The organism is Paraliobacillus sp. X-1268 (genome assembly GCF_003426095.1).
Taxonomy (GTDB): Bacteria; Bacillota; Bacilli; order Bacillales; family Amphibacillaceae; genus Paraliobacillus_A; species Paraliobacillus_A zengyii.
The window spans coordinates 234,096-253,675 of record NZ_QJSK01000001.1; the positions used below are offsets into that span (position 1 = coordinate 234,096).

25 protein-coding genes, 1 pseudogene and 1 riboswitch are annotated in these 19,580 nt (G+C 33.6%); of the genes and pseudogenes, 13 read left to right on the top strand and 13 right to left on the bottom strand.

All coding sequences use genetic code 11. The annotated features are described in order from the left end of the window. The first annotated feature begins 36 nt into the window (after positions 1–36). Positions 37–597 (top strand): hypothetical protein, encoded by a 561-nt coding sequence (locus tag D2K62_RS01280; protein ID WP_112181072.1) that lies wholly within the window; start codon positions 37–39, stop codon positions 595–597. A 146-nt stretch (positions 598–743) separates the two neighbouring features. After that, on the top strand, positions 744–1,565 hold the full coding sequence (locus D2K62_RS01285) for a vanadium-dependent haloperoxidase (protein ID WP_117148786.1): 822 nt from the start codon (positions 744–746) through the stop codon (positions 1,563–1,565). A gap of 118 nt (positions 1,566–1,683) precedes the next feature. Here D2K62_RS01285 and D2K62_RS01290 read toward each other — a convergent pair whose 3' ends face one another. Beyond that, a complete protein-coding gene (locus tag D2K62_RS01290; protein ID WP_117148785.1) occupies positions 1,684–2,493 on the bottom strand; it encodes a YitT family protein in 810 nt (269 codons plus the stop codon). 160 nt (positions 2,494–2,653) lie between these two features. After that, positions 2,654–3,121, bottom strand: coding sequence for a GNAT family N-acetyltransferase (locus tag D2K62_RS01295; protein WP_117148784.1), 468 nt, complete (start codon positions 3,119–3,121; stop codon positions 2,654–2,656). Positions 3,122–3,730: 609 nt separating this feature from the next. On the opposite strand from D2K62_RS01295, the gene D2K62_RS01300 reads away from it, so the two are divergent. Next, positions 3,731–4,273, top strand: a complete 543-nt coding sequence (locus D2K62_RS01300; RefSeq protein ID WP_112182714.1) for a site-specific integrase — start codon at positions 3,731–3,733, stop codon at positions 4,271–4,273. Positions 4,274–4,324: 51 nt separating this feature from the next. Here D2K62_RS01300 and D2K62_RS01305 read toward each other — a convergent pair whose 3' ends face one another. Continuing rightward, positions 4,325–5,155, bottom strand: a complete 831-nt coding sequence (locus D2K62_RS01305) for an undecaprenyl-diphosphate phosphatase (protein ID WP_117160772.1) — start codon at positions 5,153–5,155, stop codon at positions 4,325–4,327. A gap of 175 nt (positions 5,156–5,330) precedes the next feature. On the opposite strand from D2K62_RS01305, the pseudogene D2K62_RS19010 reads away from it, so the two are divergent. From D2K62_RS19010 to D2K62_RS01315, 3 genes and pseudogenes are all read left to right on the top strand, one after another. After that, positions 5,331–5,472: pseudogene (locus D2K62_RS19010) on the top strand (IS1595 family transposase); the annotation flags it as partial. A 106-nt stretch (positions 5,473–5,578) separates the two neighbouring features. Beyond that, on the top strand, positions 5,579–5,767 hold the full coding sequence (locus tag D2K62_RS01310; protein WP_117160773.1) for a PspC domain-containing protein: 189 nt from the start codon (positions 5,579–5,581) through the stop codon (positions 5,765–5,767). A 31-nt stretch (positions 5,768–5,798) separates the two neighbouring features. After that, a complete protein-coding gene (locus D2K62_RS01315; RefSeq protein ID WP_117160774.1) occupies positions 5,799–6,491 on the top strand; it encodes an SdpI family protein in 693 nt (230 codons plus the stop codon). Positions 6,492–6,683: 192 nt separating this feature from the next. On the opposite strand, the gene queE is transcribed toward D2K62_RS01315, so the two are convergent. The 3 genes from queE to queC are packed head-to-tail and all read right to left on the bottom strand — an operon-like array spanning position 6,684 to position 8,540. Further along, positions 6,684–7,412, bottom strand: coding sequence for a 7-carboxy-7-deazaguanine synthase QueE (queE, locus tag D2K62_RS01320; RefSeq protein ID WP_198671266.1), 729 nt, complete (start codon positions 7,410–7,412; stop codon positions 6,684–6,686). Then, positions 7,405–7,872: a 6-carboxytetrahydropterin synthase QueD gene (queD, locus tag D2K62_RS01325; protein WP_112181067.1), complete on the bottom strand. Its 468-nt coding sequence runs from the start codon at positions 7,870–7,872 to the stop codon at positions 7,405–7,407. The genes queE and queD overlap by 8 nt, the downstream gene beginning before the upstream one ends. Next, positions 7,872–8,540, bottom strand: a complete 669-nt coding sequence (gene queC, locus D2K62_RS01330) for a 7-cyano-7-deazaguanine synthase QueC (RefSeq protein WP_117160776.1) — start codon at positions 8,538–8,540, stop codon at positions 7,872–7,874. Before queC ends, queD begins: the two co-directional genes overlap by 1 nt. A gap of 84 nt (positions 8,541–8,624) precedes the next feature. Next, a riboswitch (PreQ1 riboswitch) is annotated at positions 8,625–8,669 on the bottom strand. A 173-nt stretch (positions 8,670–8,842) separates the two neighbouring features. Between queC and D2K62_RS01335 the strand changes: the two genes are divergently transcribed. Together D2K62_RS01335 and D2K62_RS01340 are read left to right on the top strand one after the other, a co-directional pair. Beyond that, the gene (locus D2K62_RS01335) at positions 8,843–8,965 is read left to right on the top strand and encodes a YjcZ family sporulation protein (RefSeq protein ID WP_112181065.1); all 123 of its coding nucleotides are present in this window, start codon (positions 8,843–8,845) and stop codon (positions 8,963–8,965) included. Between the two features lie 45 nt (positions 8,966–9,010). Then, on the top strand, positions 9,011–9,163 hold the full coding sequence (locus tag D2K62_RS01340; protein WP_117160777.1) for a YjcZ family sporulation protein: 153 nt from the start codon (positions 9,011–9,013) through the stop codon (positions 9,161–9,163). An 84-nt stretch (positions 9,164–9,247) separates the two neighbouring features. Here the strand turns inward: D2K62_RS01340 and D2K62_RS01345 are convergent, their stop codons facing one another. The 3 genes from D2K62_RS01345 to D2K62_RS01355 all read right to left on the bottom strand — a co-directional run bounded on the left by D2K62_RS01345 (position 9,248) and on the right by D2K62_RS01355 (position 11,822). Next, positions 9,248–9,934: an SGNH/GDSL hydrolase family protein gene (locus tag D2K62_RS01345; protein WP_112181063.1), complete on the bottom strand. Its 687-nt coding sequence runs from the start codon at positions 9,932–9,934 to the stop codon at positions 9,248–9,250. Positions 9,935–10,094: 160 nt separating this feature from the next. Continuing rightward, complete coding sequence (locus D2K62_RS01350) at positions 10,095–10,283, bottom strand: PspC domain-containing protein (protein WP_112181062.1); 189 nt, start codon at positions 10,281–10,283, stop codon at positions 10,095–10,097. A gap of 96 nt (positions 10,284–10,379) precedes the next feature. Then, positions 10,380–11,822, bottom strand: a complete 1,443-nt coding sequence (locus tag D2K62_RS01355; RefSeq protein ID WP_117160778.1) for a UDP-N-acetylmuramoyl-L-alanyl-D-glutamate--2,6-diaminopimelate ligase — start codon at positions 11,820–11,822, stop codon at positions 10,380–10,382. A gap of 209 nt (positions 11,823–12,031) precedes the next feature. Here D2K62_RS01355 and D2K62_RS01360 point away from each other — a divergent pair, with 209 nt between their 5' ends. Continuing rightward, entirely contained in the window at positions 12,032–12,358 is a 327-nt protein-coding gene (locus tag D2K62_RS01360) for a four-helix bundle copper-binding protein (protein ID WP_112181060.1), read from the top strand. 52 nt (positions 12,359–12,410) lie between these two features. On the opposite strand, the gene D2K62_RS01365 is transcribed toward D2K62_RS01360, so the two are convergent. Continuing rightward, positions 12,411–13,232, bottom strand: a complete 822-nt coding sequence (locus tag D2K62_RS01365) for a manganese catalase (protein WP_117160779.1) — start codon at positions 13,230–13,232, stop codon at positions 12,411–12,413. Positions 13,233–13,341: 109 nt separating this feature from the next. Here D2K62_RS01365 and D2K62_RS01370 point away from each other — a divergent pair, with 109 nt between their 5' ends. Then, on the top strand, positions 13,342–13,971 hold the full coding sequence (locus D2K62_RS01370) for a LysE family transporter (RefSeq protein WP_112181058.1): 630 nt from the start codon (positions 13,342–13,344) through the stop codon (positions 13,969–13,971). Here the strand turns inward: D2K62_RS01370 and D2K62_RS01375 are convergent. After that, positions 13,957–15,282 (bottom strand): amino acid permease, encoded by a 1,326-nt coding sequence (locus D2K62_RS01375; RefSeq protein WP_117160780.1) that lies wholly within the window; start codon positions 15,280–15,282, stop codon positions 13,957–13,959. The two genes, D2K62_RS01370 and D2K62_RS01375, sit on opposite strands and share 15 nt — an antisense overlap. Positions 15,283–15,441: 159 nt before the next feature. Between D2K62_RS01375 and D2K62_RS01380 the strand changes: the two genes are divergently transcribed. Continuing rightward, positions 15,442–16,275 carry a manganese catalase gene (locus D2K62_RS01380; RefSeq protein ID WP_117160781.1) on the top strand — a complete coding sequence of 278 codons (834 nt, stop codon included), beginning with the start codon at positions 15,442–15,444 and terminating at the stop codon, positions 16,273–16,275. 102 nt (positions 16,276–16,377) lie between these two features. Here D2K62_RS01380 and D2K62_RS01385 read toward each other — a convergent pair whose 3' ends face one another. After that, positions 16,378–16,857 (bottom strand): DUF2512 family protein, encoded by a 480-nt coding sequence (locus tag D2K62_RS01385; protein ID WP_369974625.1) that lies wholly within the window; start codon positions 16,855–16,857, stop codon positions 16,378–16,380. Between the two features lie 88 nt (positions 16,858–16,945). On the opposite strand from D2K62_RS01385, the gene D2K62_RS01390 reads away from it, so the two are divergent. Further along, entirely contained in the window at positions 16,946–18,079 is a 1,134-nt protein-coding gene (locus D2K62_RS01390) for a zinc-dependent alcohol dehydrogenase (RefSeq protein WP_117160783.1), read from the top strand. A 45-nt stretch (positions 18,080–18,124) separates the two neighbouring features. Here D2K62_RS01390 and D2K62_RS01395 read toward each other — a convergent pair whose 3' ends face one another. Beyond that, positions 18,125–18,760 (bottom strand): spore coat protein, encoded by a 636-nt coding sequence (locus D2K62_RS01395; protein ID WP_117160784.1) that lies wholly within the window; start codon positions 18,758–18,760, stop codon positions 18,125–18,127. Positions 18,761–18,904: 144 nt separating this feature from the next. Between D2K62_RS01395 and D2K62_RS01400 the strand changes: the two genes are divergently transcribed. After that, the gene (locus D2K62_RS01400) at positions 18,905–19,417 is read left to right on the top strand and encodes a DUF3231 family protein (protein WP_117160785.1); all 513 of its coding nucleotides are present in this window, start codon (positions 18,905–18,907) and stop codon (positions 19,415–19,417) included. Positions 19,418–19,580 lie beyond the last annotated feature (163 nt).

Genomic DNA, 19,580 nt, shown 5'->3' on the forward strand with positions numbered 1-19,580 from the left:
GGAATAAAGAATAATTTTTAAAAAGAAGGAATTAAAATGGTTTCAGATCGTTATGTTTATATTATGCTATCCGATACAGGGACATTATTTTCTAACTTAATAAAAAAATATACGAAAGCACCTTATAATCATGCTTCCCTTTCGTTTGATCCAGAATTAAAACAAATGTATAGCTTTGGAAGAAAAAAACCGACAAACCCATTAAATGGTGGTTTTGTGAAAGAAGATATTTTCACTGGTACATATAGTAGGTATAGAGATACAACATGTGTGATTTATAAGCTGGCCGTTACCGATAGAGAAATAAGAAAGATGAACCGGATTTTAGATGTTTTTATTCGGAATAATGATAAATTTCTATACAATTTTCTTGGTGTAATGGGGATATCTGTTAACGAAGCTGTTGAATTCAGTAATTCTTATTTTTGTTCCCAATTTGTTGCAGAAGTGCTTAATCGTTCTGGAATTAAACTCTGGGATAAACTTGCAGCATTAGTGACACCAGATGATTTTCGTAAAAATGATCGTTTAGAGCATATCTACGAAGGAAAGTTATTTGAATTTGAACCAATTAAACAACAAATTTCTAATAAATAGAATTATGTATAAAAATTAATGAAACAAAGGAGAAAAGCATTGATTTTACGCTATTAACTTGGTAATTAGCCCTTTGAAATATAAAAAGTCCACGCACTTAACCATTTTTAAAATACAATATATTAAAAATGTGGTGGTGAATGAATTTGGATAAAAATTATTTACGTTGGACAGCATTACCTTACGCTGGAGAGAGTAATCCTCCTCGTTATTCAGCTACACCTCTAGCTGGCTCTTGGCCTCTTGTTTTTTTAAAACGCGATAGTAAAGACGATTTTTTAGATCCAGCAGGAAAAAAGTTGCATTTCCCAATAACTTCACCTAATGTAATTGATTTTGATAAAGAACTACATGTAGTTAGAAAAACATTGCATAACCTAACACCAGAGCAAAAAAAGATAGGTACTTATTATGGTACAGGTGTCCCTACTAAACAATGGACACCTGTAATTGATAGGTTAATTGATGCATATGACGTCTCGCCATTGCATGCCACAAGAATACTAGCTTCCGTGCACGGTGCAATAAATGATACAATGATTATAGTGTGGGATTTAAAGTACAAATGGGATGTAGCTAGACCAAATCAATATGACTATACGTTAAGAACATTGTTGTGTACGCCAAATTTTCCAACATATCCATCCGGTCATGCTACGTTGGCTGGATGCTGTGAAGTTGTATTAAGTTATTTCTTTCCTAAGGAAGCAAAGAAATTAAAGAGAATCGCAGAAGATAATGCACATGGTCGATTATATGCAGGTGTACATTTTCCATCGGATAATGATCAAGGTCTAGTTCTTGGAAGATACCTTGGCAAAACAATTGTGGAACATTTAGAGTCGCAAAACAATGTTTTGGAATTAATTGATAATCCCCACCGAGACAATCAAAATGCAGCTATTTTCCCGAAAAATTATCATCAGTTCATTCCGTATGATTTTGAAAAAGACTGTCACTCCCTATAAATAGGAAATGAAACGACTAGGGTTACAGAAAATAATATCAATGCACCTAAACCATTTCTCTTCAGATAAATTAAATAATGCATTGCATTATAATTTTATATTATAGTGCAATGCATTATCATTCGTTCTTGGCGAATTCCCCATCTACTTCGACAGTTTCGTATATATTAATAAATGCTTTTGAATCATGTTTTCGAACAATTGATTTAATTTGCATCGTTTCATAACGTGTAACGACCATCATTAGAATTTGTTTCTTTTCTTGTGTGTAACCGCCATAGCCGTCCATAATTGTTATTCCTCGGTATATCGAATCAACCAAATCTTTTCGAAGTGTCTCACCTTTAGTTGTAACAATTTGCATCGTTAATTTGATATGATTCGTGTGAATGGTATCGATTACTTTTCCAGTGATAAATATCGATAACATAGTGTACAAAGCAATATTCCAATCAAAAATAGCGCCTGAAATAAGTACAATGATCCCATTCATTCCTGTTAGTAACATACCTACACTTATATTACTTGTTCTTGATATAATGATGGCGATAATATCTAGCCCACCAGATGTACCAGAATACTTTAAAATGATACCAATACCTAAGCCGCCAATAACGCCTCCAAATATGCTCGATAGCAAGATATTATCTGCTACCGGGATAACTGGTAAAACGTATAAGAAAATAGATAACGAAACAACACAAGTAATTGTATTAATTATAATGACTTTTCCAAGTTTATTGTAACCTAAAACAAGTAACGGTAGATTAAGGATTAAATTAATAAGTCCAATATTAAACGGGGTAAGTAATCCAAGTAAAATAGCAATACCACTTATCCCACTGCTTAATATTTCGTATGGAACAAGAAAAAAATTAAAAGCAAATGCAACAATCAGCGAGCCTATTATAACGATACCATGTTTCATAAAAACCAACCTTCTGCTACGCATATCAATTTTAAAATGCAATGCTTTTTATTTACTAGGATAAAAATAGCAAAGGCGTATAGGTTCTGTCAATACATTAGATCATTCACGTTAAATTCAAAATATTAGCGGTTTTCTATATTTAGTCCAATCTAAAAGTCTATACTAATTGCTTTACAAACAATACTCTATCTACACCAACTCCATCGTAATTGGAATGGACATTTATTCCATCTATCTTTTTGTCGCCAGGCACAATATCAAATCCTATCCTTGTATGAAACGCGATTGAATTTTTATTTACAATTGAAGTAATGCACGTTAGCTTATTGACGCCATTTTTCTTAACTTCTTCAATAAATAGATTATAAAGTTTGTTCGCTATTTTTTTGTTTCTAAAACTAGGTTCTACTCCAACAAAATGAATGTACGCTTCGCCTCTTTTGGATTGTGATTCAAAACCTATTAGAAACCCTATTATTTTATGATCAGCTTCGATAACAAAACTCGTATCTTGAAAATGATTAAAAAACAATCTTGGGATAGACATATCCCTTCCTCCCCACCAATCATGTAATAAAGGTGTTATTTTTTCAGAGTCGTCAGATTTAATATTTCGTATCAACAATTTAGGCTACCTCCATTTTTTAGTAATATTATGAAATACTATTAAACTTTAACATATACATCCTTTTTTTAGTGGATTAATAATAATTTTACTTATTTTTCACTGTTAAATTATACAATGAAACATAATATGTATTATGTTTCATTATGAAAATTAATGAAAACAAGTCATAACAAGGTTAAACTCATCATATCGCTTTTTATCAAATAATGGTATAATACATATTGAATCTTAACGTTCATACATAATTAGTAAATTGTATATTTTAAACCAGACTTCATACTATTTTACTTATAAATAGGAACACTTGTACCTTTAACGTAGAATCGCATTTAAAGACAATTAATCGTACAGTTGGTCATGAATGATAAGATAATTTCATCTGAGAGCGTTTCTCTGCATGGAATTAATTAGGGGGTTATTTCTATCGACAAAACAGCATATGCAACATATGTCAATTTAACAGAAGGCGAATATATCTATCTATTAAAAAAATATGGTGACTATGAACTTACTAAAAAAATAAACGATTTGAATAAAACAAAACTAAGAGATCCAAGAAGAATCGAGTCAGTCAAATCTGATTACCATGCATTAATTAGTAAGGGCATGCAAACTGTCCAACCTATCAGAGACAAACAACAAATTGACATGATGAAAGCTGCATTATTAAACACATCGTATCGCAATTACTTTCTATTCGTTATGGGACTTAACACGGGATTACGAATTAGTGACCTCCTTCCATTGCGTGTTCAAGATGTACGTGGGAAATCACATATTGTTATGAAGGAAACAAAAACGAGGAAAAATAAACGATTTTTGATTAATATAGAATTAAGAAATATCATCTTAGATTACACGATTGATTTAAGTGATGAAGATTATTTATTTCCTTCTAAGAAAACAGATTTACCATTAAAAAGAGTGCAAGCATATAAAGTGTTGAGTCAAGCAGCTAGTAGTGTGGGAATTGAGGATTTTGGAACACATAGTATGCGTAAAACGTTTGGTTTTTGGCATTACACGATTAATAAGAATGTGGCGCTATTGCAAGATATTTTTAATCACTCCTCACCAGATATCACACTTAGATATATTGGAATAAATCAAGATATTGTTGATAAGAGTCTTGAACATTTTAGTTTGTAATAACTAAAAAAGTAGCGCTACTCATGCTTGATGAGCAGCGCTACAAATGAATTAAAAATAAACAACATATATGACTGCAACTAATAAAATCCGATAGATTGCAAAGGGAACGAGTTTAATTTTGTTGATTAATTTCAGAAAAAACTGAATCGAAATGAATGCAAATATAAACGCGCTGACAAAACCGACAACAAAAAATGGTATAATCTCTAAAGAAAAGTATTGTAAATTTTTTAGTAACGATAAGAAGCTTGCTCCTAACATAATAGGAACAGCCATAATAAATGTGAAATCTGCTGCAGCTCGATGGCTCATCCCTAACATAACGCCACCAGAAATCGTAGATCCAGATCTTGAAAAACCTGGCCAAAGTGACAGACACTGAATAAATCCAATCATAAGTGCTTGTCTATACGTAATTTGATCATCCGTTTCCACTTGTTGAGATGTTGCTCTTTTACTAATAATATCCGCGATAATCATTAGTACTGCTCCTACAACTAAACCAATTAAAACTGTATTTATTGAGAATAGATATTCATCAATATAATCCTCAAATAAAAGCCCTAGCACACCAGCAGGAATAAGACCAACTATTACTTGTGACAGTTTTAGCCTAGGTTTGTCCTTGTTACTTTTGTTTGTTTTCCAATTTAACATCTCAATAAAACGATGCCTAAAAATGATGACAACTGCCAAAATTGATCCTAACTGAATCATAACTTTAAATGTATTTGCTACATATTTAGTTAAAAATACTTCTGATTGTAGCCACATATCATCAACAATAATCATATGTCCAGTTGAGGAAACTGGAGCGAACTCCGTCAAACCTTCTACCATTCCTAGTATTATTGCTTTTACTAACATAAAAATATCCATTAACGTTTCTCCCATTCTCTCATGCATTAAATGTTATATAATTTTATTAATCATAGATGATAATTAAATATATAGCTAGCTTTATTTTTTGAAATGGCTCTTGTAAATGAAAATGTATGTTGTACGGATTATTGGCTTGACATTAATACATATACTGCTAAATGGAGGAATATAACGATTTAATGGTGTTGCTAAACATTCAAACAATTACCTTGCTTGGTTTCAAATATTAGAAAGCAGTAAACATCAAAAAAGAAATTTAATATTAAATTATGGAAAATTATGATAGGCTTAGTTTATCTATGTTTATGGAATAATCATATTTGCCTTTCAACTAATGAAACAGTCCTCTTTCTTAACGATAATGGTTTTATATGGTGAAATCGATATAAAAAGCAATTTTAAATTAGAGGAGAGATTAAATTGAAAAATAAATTAAGAAAATCTTCAACAGATAAGTCATTACACGGAGTTTGTGGTGGTATAGCTGAGTTTTTTGGTATATCTTCTTTTTCAGTAAGACTGATATTTATCTTTATACCTTTACCCGCTAATATAATAATTTATTTAATTCTTGCTAATACAATGACAGATAGCCCTCCATCATTATAAATTTAACGTGATTTAAATTAGAGAAAATGATTTGAAAAATAAATTGAGAAAATCTTCAACAGTTAAGTCATTAAAACTAATGAAGGTGATAAAATTGAAAAAGAGGATTCCTAATATTAGTATACTTATAATATCAATGCTAATAAGTGTGTTTTTCTACTCTGGTTTAAATAACAAAATAGCCATTAATTGGTTGAACGGTGAAGTTGCCACTACTACAATCGAGTCAATAGCTTTACATTCAATGCCTTTCATAATGATTCTAATTTATGCTCTATTTCGTTTCATATTTAGAACTTCCCAAGATGATATAAGCGATAATATGAAAAAAACACTAATTATGATTACTTTATTAACGATTTTTACATTCTATATCACCATCATTATTATTAATTTAGGTTACAATCTTGATGTGAACGTAATAACGGGACTAATTTTTTCATTTATCTTAATGATCACCGGTTCTTTAATGCCAAAAGTAAAAACAAATTCGATATTCGGTGTTCGTACAGAATGGACAATGAGTGAAGAAAGAGTTTGGGATATAACACATGGATTCACAGGTAAGTTGTTCCTTTTGACCGGTATTATAAGTATCATACTTATAATGATTATTCCCAAGTACAGCTTTATCTATGGATTTTCTTTGTTTATGATAGGTGCTGCTATAGCGATAATCCACTCTTATAAAACCTATAAAAAAATTGTCAATCTGGATAATTAAAACTAAATCAAACATTTTTTAAGGGCTGTTTTTCGACATGAAACTGGACTTATATAGACAAGTGTGCCGTATATACCGTTGCATCAGAGAATCTTATAATTAGAATAAATGTCTTAGTTCCGTGTTTTAAACTATATAGTTAGCTTTATTTTATAAAACAAATAAAAAAAGAATATCCAATTGGATATTCTTTTAAACGCCCCGTTTATTACCCCAGACAAGTGCATGAACTTGTGGCAGAACACGAGCATGATTTAATTTTGTAGATGCTACAACTTTATCAATCAACCATTCATATTTATCTAGTAAATGACTGGCAAGATTGGAAACATTATTTTCAGCTAACTCATCATTACCTACTTGTAAAAAGAAGGCGATATCAGGATATCTTTCGTGAACATTTTCAGCATAAAGTAAATCATCATCATCGAACACCACTACTTTTAGACTGGTCTTTTGAGAATGATTAGCACTTTGTATGTTTTTAATAATAAGGTCTAGCTTCTCCCAATCTGTCTTCATCTTAGAACTTGGTGGTTTTGGTGAGATGGTGAGGTCATTAACTTTAAGAAACCATTCCTGCCAACGACTTCCTTGTGTTTCGAGCGCTACTTCCATATCTTGCTCATGTAAGGCGTCAACTAACTCATCAAGCTTTGCTAAAAGTGCAGGATTTCCTCCTGATATTGTAACATGATCAAATTTATCTCCACCTGTTTCTTTTAATTTTTTAATAATTTCATCTGCAGTTAGTCTTTCGATTTGGTCCTTTGCACTGCCGTCCCAGGTAAAGGCTGAATCACACCAAGAGCAGCTGTAATCACAACCAGCTGTTCGAACGAACATCGTTTTCCGACCTACAACCATGCCCTCTCCTTGGATGGTTGGACCGAATATTTCAAGTACTGGGAATTTATTCAACGTCCATCCACTCCCGTCTAGCTTCAGCATAACTTGTTGGTGTTTCATATAGTTTAACAAATTCAACACGAAAATGAGTTGCATGCGTTTCAAGTGCTTTTTCCATCTTTTGATAAATCCATACGACCATATTCTCTGCCGTTGTGTTCATGTTTGGTAATGTATCATTAAGATAACGATGGTCAAGATGAATTTCAATCTCTTCCTTCCAAATCTCTTTAATATCGCCAAAGTCAATAACTAAGCCAATTTCATCTACCATACCACTTATTCCGAAGATAACTTTGTACGTATGTCCATGTAAGTTTTTACACTTTCCTTGATAACAATGAAGGTGATGTGCAGCATCAAATGTGAACTCTTTACTAACCATCACCCGTTTTGTGTGATATTTAAGTTCGTGACGTTTTATATCTTCATTTATTTTCTGCAAGTTCTCAACAATCGTAAAACCATACATTAATCGTTCACCTCATCGCGTTCTTTAAGGTACGCATCTAGTCCGTTCTGACGTAACTTACAAGAAGGACAATCTCCACAGCCATCCCCACGAACGCCGTGGTAACAGGTTAACGTTTTTTCGCGAATATATGTAAATCGATTTAATTCATCCGCTAACTTCCACGTCTCAGCTTTATCTAACCACATTAGTGGTGTATGAATAACAAATCCATCATCCATTGATAAGTTAAGGGTGACATTTAATGATTTAATAAATATATCACGACAATCTGGATACCCACTAAAATCAGTCTCACATACACCAGTAATAATGTGTTTTGCATCAATTTGTTTGGCTAATATAGTCGCAAAAGATAAAAAGAGTAAGTTTCTTCCTGGTACAAATGTCGAAGGTAAATCACCATTATCTCCTTCTTTAACCTCGATATCATCGCGCGTTAACGCACTAGGTGCTAATTGGTTTAACAATGACATATCTAAAACATGATGTTTAACGTTTAATTCTGTAGCAATTTCTTTTGCTACTTCTATTTCATCATTGTGCCTTTGATTATAATCGAATGTGACAGCTTCAACATGCTCATAATTTTGAAGCGCCCAGAACAAACACGTGGTGCTATCTTGCCCTCCACTGAATACAACAATTGCTTTACTATTTTTTTTCATAAAAAAATTCTCCTTTCAAGTAACAAAGAGAATTCCACACACCCATAACAAAATAAAAAAACGGTACCTTAAGGAAGGTAACGTCCATCCTTAGTTTTTTATAGAGGGTGTAGCTAGAACCTCTCCTGCATCATTGCAGAATTGTTAATTATTTTCTTCTAAAGTATACCATAAAAAAACTAAAAAGTATGTTTAATGACTTTTACCCACCTTTTTAGAATAACCAGGCATTTGTCCATAACATTATGTTAACCATGACATAGTATACTCTTAGAGCCATTAAGAAAAGGAGGGATTTACTAATGGGTGAACCAGTAGCAGCTGCACCAACAGCAGGATTTGGTGGAGGTTTTGCATTACTCATCGTATTGTTTATATTGTTAATAATCATAGGAGCTTCTTATGGTGGCGGTTTCGGTTATTAAGAAAGAAGAAGGAATGACTAACGAATAAAGAAGGAGGAAAAATATATGAGTTTAGGTTATGGCGGTTATGGTGCTCCAGTCGGATATGGTGCCGGTGCTGGATATGGTGTAGGTACAGGTGCAGGATTTGGTGGCGGTTTTTCATTAATTGTTGTATTGTTTATTCTCCTAATTATTGTAGGTGCAGCTATTTATTAATAGCTAACAAATAGATATTTGTGGCGTGTACTAATGTGCACGCCACATACTACTACATATAGTTATCTTTGCTTAAATTTTATTTTATTTGACAAAATTCATTATGTTTTTATATACATCTTGACTAAAAACTTTATACCCTTTTGCAGTTAGATGTATACCGTCATCACTGATTAATTCGGCAAGGTCTCCTGCTTTTTTTATTGCGCTTCTAACATCAATTTTTAAAACACCTAACTCATCTGCCAACTTATTTAAATTGCGGTTATATATACCATGCCAATGTTCGATACCACCCATAGAACTAATCAGATGTCCAACTACATCACTATATTTATCAGAAACATTTTTATAATAACGTACCGGATCTAAAGGTGGCAATGTGGAAATAATTGGAGTTATACCACTTTCTTGGACTTTTGTAACGATTGTTCGAATGTTTTCTAAATAACGGTCAATTGGAACAATAGGAGCATGTTCAAAACGTGGGCTTTTCACAACCTCTTGCCAATTAAAATTGCAATCATTGCCACCAATTTCAATTATAGCATAATCAGGATGTTGGTCTATTACATCTTTATTTAATCTGGAAAGTAAAGAGTCAGAATTAGCATTAAAAACACCTTTGTTTATAACGTTAACAGTTTCTCCCTCATTTTCATAAAATAATTGCTGTAAAAAAGCAGGATAGTTCTCTTTTAAAATACGCAATCTACCCTTTGCTACAGAGACCCCACGTGTAAGACTATCTCCAAAACAAATTATTTTCATAACTATCACCTTCTATAATTCATTGATGTTCTTATTATAACATTCATTTCCTTTTATAATGCAATCAATGATTAGACTAATTTCGACAATGCATTTCTATTCTAAATTGAATGACAGAACCTTTAACAGTCTCTTAATAGTGTAAATAGATACATTACAGTTAAGTCTTTTCCTCAGGTATGATAAATATAGCTAAAATATAAACTAATAGTAAAGTTGGATTAAATATAGTCAAAGCTACATAAGCCAATCTTAATATAGTTGGATCAATGTTAAAATAATTACCAATTCCACCAAAAACACCAAATATTTTTCTGTCACTAACAGAACGGGTTACTCTATTTTTCACGTTTAATTCTTCCTTCCTCTTGAAGCTATATATAATTATACGAATTGTAAATCAAAAGGTGACATAAAGTATTAAGCATACTAGTTTATAGACAACTTATTCTGTTAAGTAAGTTACAGTTTCTTTATCGGATTTGGTAGGTAAGCTAAATGATTGTTGATAAGGTTCATGACCTTTTCCAGTAATAATAATCCAATCACCATTCTGACTTGTAACCATTGCTTGTTGAATGGCTAAAGTTCGATCTGGGATCACTAATCCTTTATGGTTACCGATAGTGTTGTGAATATTTTCTAGCGTTTCAATCATGTCTTCCAAAGGTACTGTATTTAAATCATCCAATGTTAATAAATATTGATCACTCAGTTTAGCTGTAATCTCAAGCATGTCTTTTCGTTTCGTCTTGTCTCGATTTCCTCTAAAACCAAATATGTGAACAATTCTTTTAGCGCCGGCTACTTTAGCTGTATGTAAACAATGATAAAAAGCATCCGTAGTATGTGCGTAATCAACAACAACATTTGCGCCATTTTGTTGCGGGAACACTTGAAATCGACCATCAACACCTGGGAAATTTTTTAATGACTTACTTATTAATCTCTCGTTAGCTCCAAGTTGGTGTGCAACTGCATAAGCCATGCTGGAATTATATATATTATGAATGCCCTTCATTGATGGATTTATTTCCTCTGTTCTTCCTTCTCTTTTTATTTTGAACGAACCATCTTGCCCAGTTATTTCAATGCAGTAATCATTAGTAGCACTTTTTCCTATTGTAGAAGTGTTAACTTCATCAAGCTGTAATCGCTCATTTAACTTTGCTCCCCAACTATCATCCGTGTTTATAATAGCTTGTCCGTTTTCTTTTAACAATTGAAAAAGTGTTGCTTTTGTTTCGAAATATTCTTCAATAGAATCATGATAATCTAAGTGTTCGTGGCTTAAGTTCAGAAAGAGACAACTATCAAAATTTATTCCTTCCAGTCGATATTGTAATAGGCCGTGTGAAGAAGCTTCCAAAATGATGACTTGATCATTACTTTCATACAATAATCTGTTGAGTGTGAGTGAACCCGGAGTTGTATTAATAGACGGATTACTTTCGCCATTAATAATAGTTTCAATTGTTCCAACTAATCCACAAGACATGCCATTACTTTCTAATATGTGCTTGACGAGATAACTTGTTGTTGTTTTTCCATTCGTTCCCGTAATAGCAATCATTATTTTATTGTGAGATGGATTTCCATAAAAGTTTCCCGCTATAACCGCTAACGCTTTACGACTGTTACTTACATTAATAAATGGTACCGATAAATCAGTAAACTGTTTTTCTCCAATGATGATAGATGCACCATTTTTTATCGCATCTTCAATATAGTCATGTCCGTCTGATCTATAACCCTTAATCGCAACGAAAATAAAACCTGGTTTCACTTCAGATGAGGATTCAGCAATACCATGAATTTCTATCTCATTTAAATTTTGATTTTTAATCTGTTTAAATTTTATATTACTCAGTAAATTTAATAGCTTCATGTTGTATAACTCCTTATTCATACGTACTCTTTTAAAATTGTCCATTATACTGAATGTTACCCTTTAATTAACGTATTAAAACTGAGATTTATTTACATTATTATTTCCTAAGCCTTTTATAATACTCAAGTAAAATTTTTACTTATAATGTTTAGTGAGATTCACGCTGGGTATTATAACTAGATAAGATTTAAAGGAGGACATTGGAAATGAGTCATCAGAAATATGAAGAAATAATTAAAACATTGCACGAATGTATGGAGGCTTGTAATCATTGTTACACCTCTTGTTTTGAAGAGGATGCAAATAAAATGGAGGCATGTATTCGTTTAGATCGAGAATGTGCAACAATTTGTGCTTCTTTTGAACAAGCTCTTACGTATGATACAGCTTTTGTACAAGAATACGCACAACTGTGCGCAACAGCTTGTAAAGCTTGTGGGGATGAATGTGCTAAACATGATCATGACCATTGTAAAAAATGTGCTGATGCTTGTTATGCATGTGAAGATGCTTGTAAAAAATTAATAGCATAAAATAAAGAGAGCCTCTACTTCGCATGTGCAAAGTAGAGGCTCTCTTTATTTACTACTGGAGTGGTGGTGTTCCATGAATATAGATCGGTGCTGGCATTAGACTTGGATTTTGTCCATTTGCTTGTGGATTCTGAATATATTCAAAGTTTCCTTTGCCGTCCATTGATGTTCCACTTGCCCAGCGTCCAGCTTTACTCTCTTCACCTTCAGAAAAGTTCATAAATGCATATGCCACATCTTGCTTGTGTTTTTCAGCATTAAATGTAGATGGTACAACAGCACCTTGCTTTTGCTCCAATTCTTCAATCGCTGCCATCCATTGATTTTGGTGCATGGTGTCTCTTGCAATAAGGAAGGAAAGCATGTCCTTCACTCCTGGATCAGTTGCAATCTCGTATAATCTTACTGCTTGCAATCGTCCCTGTGATTCAGCATTTAAATTTGCTCTGAAATCAGCTAGTAAGTTACCACTAGAAATAGTATAGCGCGCGTTCCAAGGGTAACCAGCACTATCATTTGGTTGTGCTCCTAGACCATTGACAATTGCGTGCTGCGGATTCATTCCTCCTAGAACTGCCTCGATAACAGGATCTTTTGCCCCAGCCTCTTGATCTTGAACTGGTGCATTATCTAAGAGTTGTGCGATCATAGTAGCTAACATTTCTACATGTGCTATCTCTTCTGTTCCAATATCTAAAAGCATATCTTTATATTTTCCAGTTGCTCTACAGTTCCACCCTTGAAATAAATATTGCATCATTACCGATATTTCACCGTATTGACCACCTAAAATCTCTTGTAGTTTTTTAGCATAAACGGGATCAGGCGTAGTTGGTTTAGCTGTGTATTGAAGTTTCTTAATATGTGAAAACATTTTACCCACTCCTTTTCTACTTAGCATGACCATAGAATTACTATTTATTCGCATAGCAATACAACATCTTGAATAAAAATAGTACAAGCCAGTAAAAGGAGTGATTTTGGTGGGTGTATTTTTAAGTTATCTAGTATTGGGATTATCTTTAGCTGCTCCAATCGGTCCGATTAATGCAGCACAAATTAATCAAGGTATCAAAAATGGTTTTTTTCATTCATGGTTAATTGGATTAGGTTCAATTGTTGGTGAGTTTTTATTTATCATTGCAATCTTTTTTGGACTTGTTCATTTTTTAGAAATGCCAATCATGAAAACATTTCTATGGTCGTTCGGTACGTTCGTACTTCTTTACACAGCAATTGAGAACATGGTTAGTGTACCTAAAATAGACAATGCAACTAATAGACAAACGGATTCACTTAAAAGAACTTTCTGGAGTGGATTTTTCTTAACGATAACGAATCCTTTATCAATTTTATTTTGGCTCGGTATTTATGGATCTATTTTAGCAAATACAATCCATCACTATGATATGCCACATGTTATCATGTATGGTAGTGCTGTTTTGTTAGGATTGATGTTGTGGGATGTAACGATGGCAGTTCTCTCTAGTAGTTTTAGAAAGATTCTAACACCAGCCTTGCTTAAAGGTATATCGTTTGTATCAGCCCTATCATTATTCGGATTTGCTGGCTACTTTGGCTTTCAAGCACTTCAGTTGTTATTTAGATTCTGACCGCCACTTCTTCCTCATCATGAAAGTGACAATTGAAATAATTAGTATAAAAGCAAAACTAATAAAAAAACCAATGCGGGCCACTTTATCAAATAATGTTCCAATAATACCAGTAAATAATAAACAAATACCTATCCATCGTTTGATTTTTTTCCAACCGTTTATATCTATTAATTTATGGTAGGAAAACAAAATGAAAATCCATATATACAACAACATGAGACTTGCTGCAGTCGTTAAATACTCATAAATTTTTCCAGGTAAGAGTATAGCAACTACAATTGAGGCAATCAGTCCAATAGTTGTAAGGATGACAGAATAATAAGGAACATTTCGAGGCCCAGTCTTAGAAAATAATGCTGGTGCATCTTTATCTTCTGATAATGAAGTTAAAATAGTTGTAATGCCATAAAGCGATGCAACCATGGTTGAAAAACCACCAATTATTAATACACCATTAAATATATGCGCAATGACAGTTAAATCAAATTGATTAATTACCATGATAAAAGGGCTCTCATCAGTGGTGAACTTGTTATTTGGTGCAATCCAAACCGCTAAACCAATCGAAGTAACATAAATTATCGTTAAAACAGAGAGCATTACTTTTCCGGCTTTCGGGGCATCTTTTGAGTTCTTAAGTTCATTGGACATGATACCCATAACTTCGATACCTCCGAAAGCATATAATACATAGATAAAGGCGGTCCAAATTCCAGTAAAGCCTTCTGGGAATAATCCCCTTCCTGTAAATGAGAAAGCACGATCCGGTGCTCCGCCCTTTAATAAACCACTAATAGCTAAAATACCGATAATAATGAACATTAGAATTGCAGCAATTTTCATTGCACCAAAAATATTTTCAATTCGTTCAAAACCTGAAACACCAGTAATGATCACGCCAATACCTAAAACAGCAAAAACACTTGATAATAACCAAAGTGGAATATTTGGAAACCAATATTGTGAAAAGATTGCTAAAGCAGTTAATTGACTTCCCATTATTAATAATTCGGACGACCAATAAACCCAGCCATTACTAAATCCTGCCCAACGCCCATATGCTTTTTTTGCATATGTACGAAATGATCCTTTCTGTGGATCAGATACACTCATCCTTGATAATGCGTCATAAACAATATACGTAGCTATTGCGGCAAGAATAAATAAACTAATTACACTAGGTCCAGCTCTTTTAATTGCAATTGCTGATCCGAGAAAAAATCCAGTGCCAATCGTACAACCAATTCCGATTAAAGCTAATTGCCACCATTTTATTTTCTTTTGTTTTCCTTTTTTATTAGACCCCATTTTATAGACCTCCCTCTATTTTTAAGAAAATATCACCTTAGTATAGCCAGCATATTTTTTCTTACAACCGAAAAAATAAATTACTTATTCTACATATCGGAATATCTTGTTGAAGGCCCACATATCTTTGAATAGTCTGATTAAATAGGAGGGGTAACATTGTTTTTTCATGTAAAAGAACTTCAATATGAAGCAAAAGTTTCAAGACCAGATCCTGTCTATGCAAAAAAATTACAAGAAGTATTAGGTGGTCAATGGGGCGAGATATCGGTAACAATGCAGTATCTGTTTCAAGGTTTTAATTGTAGAGGAAATAAAAAGTATCGTGATTTACTCTTGGATATTGGTACTGAGGAAATTGCACACGTTGAACTTCTAGCAACACTTATTGCTAGATTATTAGATAACACACCAATTGACGTGCAAGAACAAGCATACCAATCAGACCCAGCACTTGCTGCAATTATGGGTGGTATGAATCCGCAACATGCGATTGTTTCTGGTTTGGGCGCCATGCCAGCAGACAGTGTTGGTAATAGATGGTCAGCTGATTATATTATATCAAGTGGTAACCTACTTGCTGACTTTCGTGCTAACGTAACAGCAGAATCGCAAGGAAGATTACAAGTAGCACGTTTATACCAGATGACAGACGATCCTTTGGTCAAAGATTCACTAAGCTTTTTATTGGCACGAGATACTGCGCACCAAAACCAATGGATTGAAGCAATTCGTGAGCTTGAAGCACAAGCACAAGATGTTGTTGTTCCGACTAATTTTCCAAGAGAATGTGAAAAACAAGAAGTTTCGTATGATTTATACAATACATCACAAGGGCAAGCAGATGCTAATGGACCATGGGCACAAGGTGTTGCACCTGACGGCAGAGGGCAATTTAGATACATCGCGCAACCAGTACCATATGCAGGAATACCTAAACTACAACCCGCACCAGCAAATCTCTTTAATACACCTCCACTTTCATCGAAATAAAAATGCTACTATTGTATTTAGTAAAAATGCATAATTCATGATCCTTTAACATGTTTATAACCAAAAACAAATGAAGCATTCGTTTGGAATGCTTCATTTTATTTATTTTTCTTCTTCATCCTTATATGGTGTTAATTCCTCAGACGTCTCCGTACTAAAATTCGTACGATTTATTGGAATAAAATCATCACTGCTCATATTCAATTTATTCGCAACATATTTATGGAAAATAACTTCACATATCCCAACTACAACAGCTGAAATTAATGCAGCTGCGAATGGATTTCCACCTACTGTTAATCCGTCAGTCATTAGATAAATAATCACAAACGCCATCCCAAAATCAGCTGTTGTTGCAATTGTATTATTCGTTCGAGATAGTATGAGCAAATCACCAATTAAATAAGCAGAAATTCCTAAAACAATGCTTATAAACATTACATTACCAAACGATACATTATACCCAATTCCCAATATTGTATAAAGCACTACTAATAATAGTAAGATTTTTAACCCAATTAAATTAAAATGCTTGATAGTAACACCTCCTCTACTTATTTTTTGTAGGTTTCGTAATAATATACTTGCATAATTTTAGAATATTGTATGATTTCGACGAATTAACACATACTTTAGGTGTTAAATCTTATATCATTTGAGGTGGAAATTCGTGAAAGCTGTTACGTATCAAGGGAAATATGAAATTGCAGTAAAAAAAGTAGATTATCCAAAAATACAAGATAAACAAGACATTATTGTTCGGATTACTTCTACTGCAATTTGTGGTTCTGATCTGCACTTGTATCAAGGAAACTTTCCATTGCCAATTGGCTACGTAATCGGACATGAACCAATGGGAATTGTCGAAGAAGTTGGTTCTGAAGTAACTAAATTAAAAAAAGGTGACCGTGTTGTAATTCCATTTACTGTTGCTTGTGGAACGTGTCAATACTGTAACGCACACCAAGAAAGTCAGTGTGATAACGCAAATCCACATTATGATTCAGGTGGTTATTTTGGTTATTCAGAAAAATTTGGCGATCATCCAGGGGGACAAGCTGAATACTTACGTGTTCCTTATGGGAACTACACACCTTTTCGAATTCCGGATGATTGCGAACTTGAAGATGAGTCACTTCTATTTCTTTCTGATGTGCTTCCAACAGCATATTGGAGTGTAGAAAATGCAGGCGTTAAAGCTGGAGATACAGTGATTGTTTTGGGCTCCGGTCCTATTGGATTAATGACACAACAATTCGCATGGCAAAAAGGTGCGGAAAGGGTAATTGCTGTAGATTATATCGATAATCGTTTGCAGTATTCTAAAAATGTAAACAAGACAGAGATATTCGACTTTACGAAACATGATGATATGGGTGAAGTTTTAAAAGACGTAACAAATGGTGGTGCTGACGTTGTCATTGATTGTGTCGGTATGGATGGTAAAAAGTCCCCTTTAGAGTTTGTTGAACAAAAACTTAAATTGCAAGGTGGAACAATGGGACCAATTCAGATTGCCACGAAAGCTGTTAAGAAATGTGGAACGTATCAAATTACTGGTGTGTATGGAGGTAATTATAATTTATTTCCTTTAGGCGCCTTCTTTTCTAGAAATATAAATATTAAGACGGGCCAAGCACATGCTAGGTCTTTCATGGAACCAATTTATAATCAAATAGTGAATGGTGAAATAGACCCAACAAAGATCATTACACATACACTACCTCTAGATGAAGCATCACATGGTTATAACATATTTAATAAAAAAGAAGACAATTGTATTAAAGTAATACTCAAACCATAATACAAAAAAGAACTCTAGTCACAGAGTTCTTTTTTATATTATTATCTATTGATACATTTGATCACTTGAACCTGCAATCGGGTTTTGACCATCGTATTTCATCATCATTGCTTGAATTTTCTGTTGATCTTCAGGCACTATCTGGTACATCGCGCCGATTTTTGTAGTCATAGCTTGATCAGCTGGTTCTAATGGATAATATCCCTTACTAACCATGTATTGCCATGCTTCATATGCATGTGAACAACTCATCATAAAGGCTGTTTGTAAAAAAGAACGAATTTCTGGATTAGCACTTTCCATTGCAGACCAGGCATATTCACGGCCAGCTCTTTTTAACGTTAATAAATAGTTCGTTGCCATCTCTCTATCATTCATATCTGTAACAGTCACTCTAGGTTGTACAGGTGGATAGGCATTCATATTTGACTGTGTATAATCGGATAGTATTTTACCATCTTCTTTAAATAATGGCAGTTCTGTTGTTGCACCTTCTACCTTGTTTAAAAATTCCACTTTCATATTATAATCTCTTACATGAAACGGGAAATGACGCTCTAATAATTGTTTGAGTTCCTGATCTTGAACATGATCTAACATGTACGCCATAGAAGTCACAGAGTTCACACAACTCATTGTTAATTCATTTAAATCTTGTAATTCGTGTGCAGCTAATTTCATTTTTTCTCCTCCTTTTCGGCTATAGTTTTGCTCAAAAAGTCTTATCTATACCAATTTTAAATTATTATTTACAATGTTTCTGGAATAAGTTTTGCCTTGATGAAAAGACTATCTATGTAAGACTTAACAAAGGAGTGTTTAGAAATGGGTGTACTATCAGGTAATCCAAAGAAACAACCACTTCATTATGGTGAAGTTTTTAGCATGTGGTCCTTTCTAACAGCTGCTAAAGGTAACTATGCGGCGTATCAAACATTTATTAACCATACAGGTGATAAAGAATTAAAAAATTTATTAGAAGATTTAAACCGAGGAATGAAACAGGAAATGGAAAGTGTGGAAGAGATTCTTAAAGTTAATGGAATAGCTTTGCCTCCTTCTCCTCCAGAACGTTCCCTCGCAGACATTGAAGATATTCCATCTGGTGCGAAGTTCAGTGATCAAGAAATTAGTGCTGTAGTTTCTGCAAACATTGCAGCAGGTTTAATCGCTTGTAGTACAATAATTGGACAGTCACTTCGCGAAGATATTGCCATGCTTTTTGGCCAGTTCCATATGAATAAAGCGCAAGCTGGAGCAAAAGCACTTCGATTAAATAAAGACAAAGGATGGATTATACTCCCTCCAATGCAAGCAAAGATTCCAAATAAAGAGTAGTAAAAAAAGCACTAGATTATTTCTAGTGCTTTTTTCTTGCTACTTTGTAATTCGAATTGGGTTTAACACACAAGGAGGAGGGAAAGCAGATCACCTTAAGTCTTAATTTCTAACACTTCCGCCGAATCACAGATCGTTTCCGTCGGATTAACACCTACTCCAT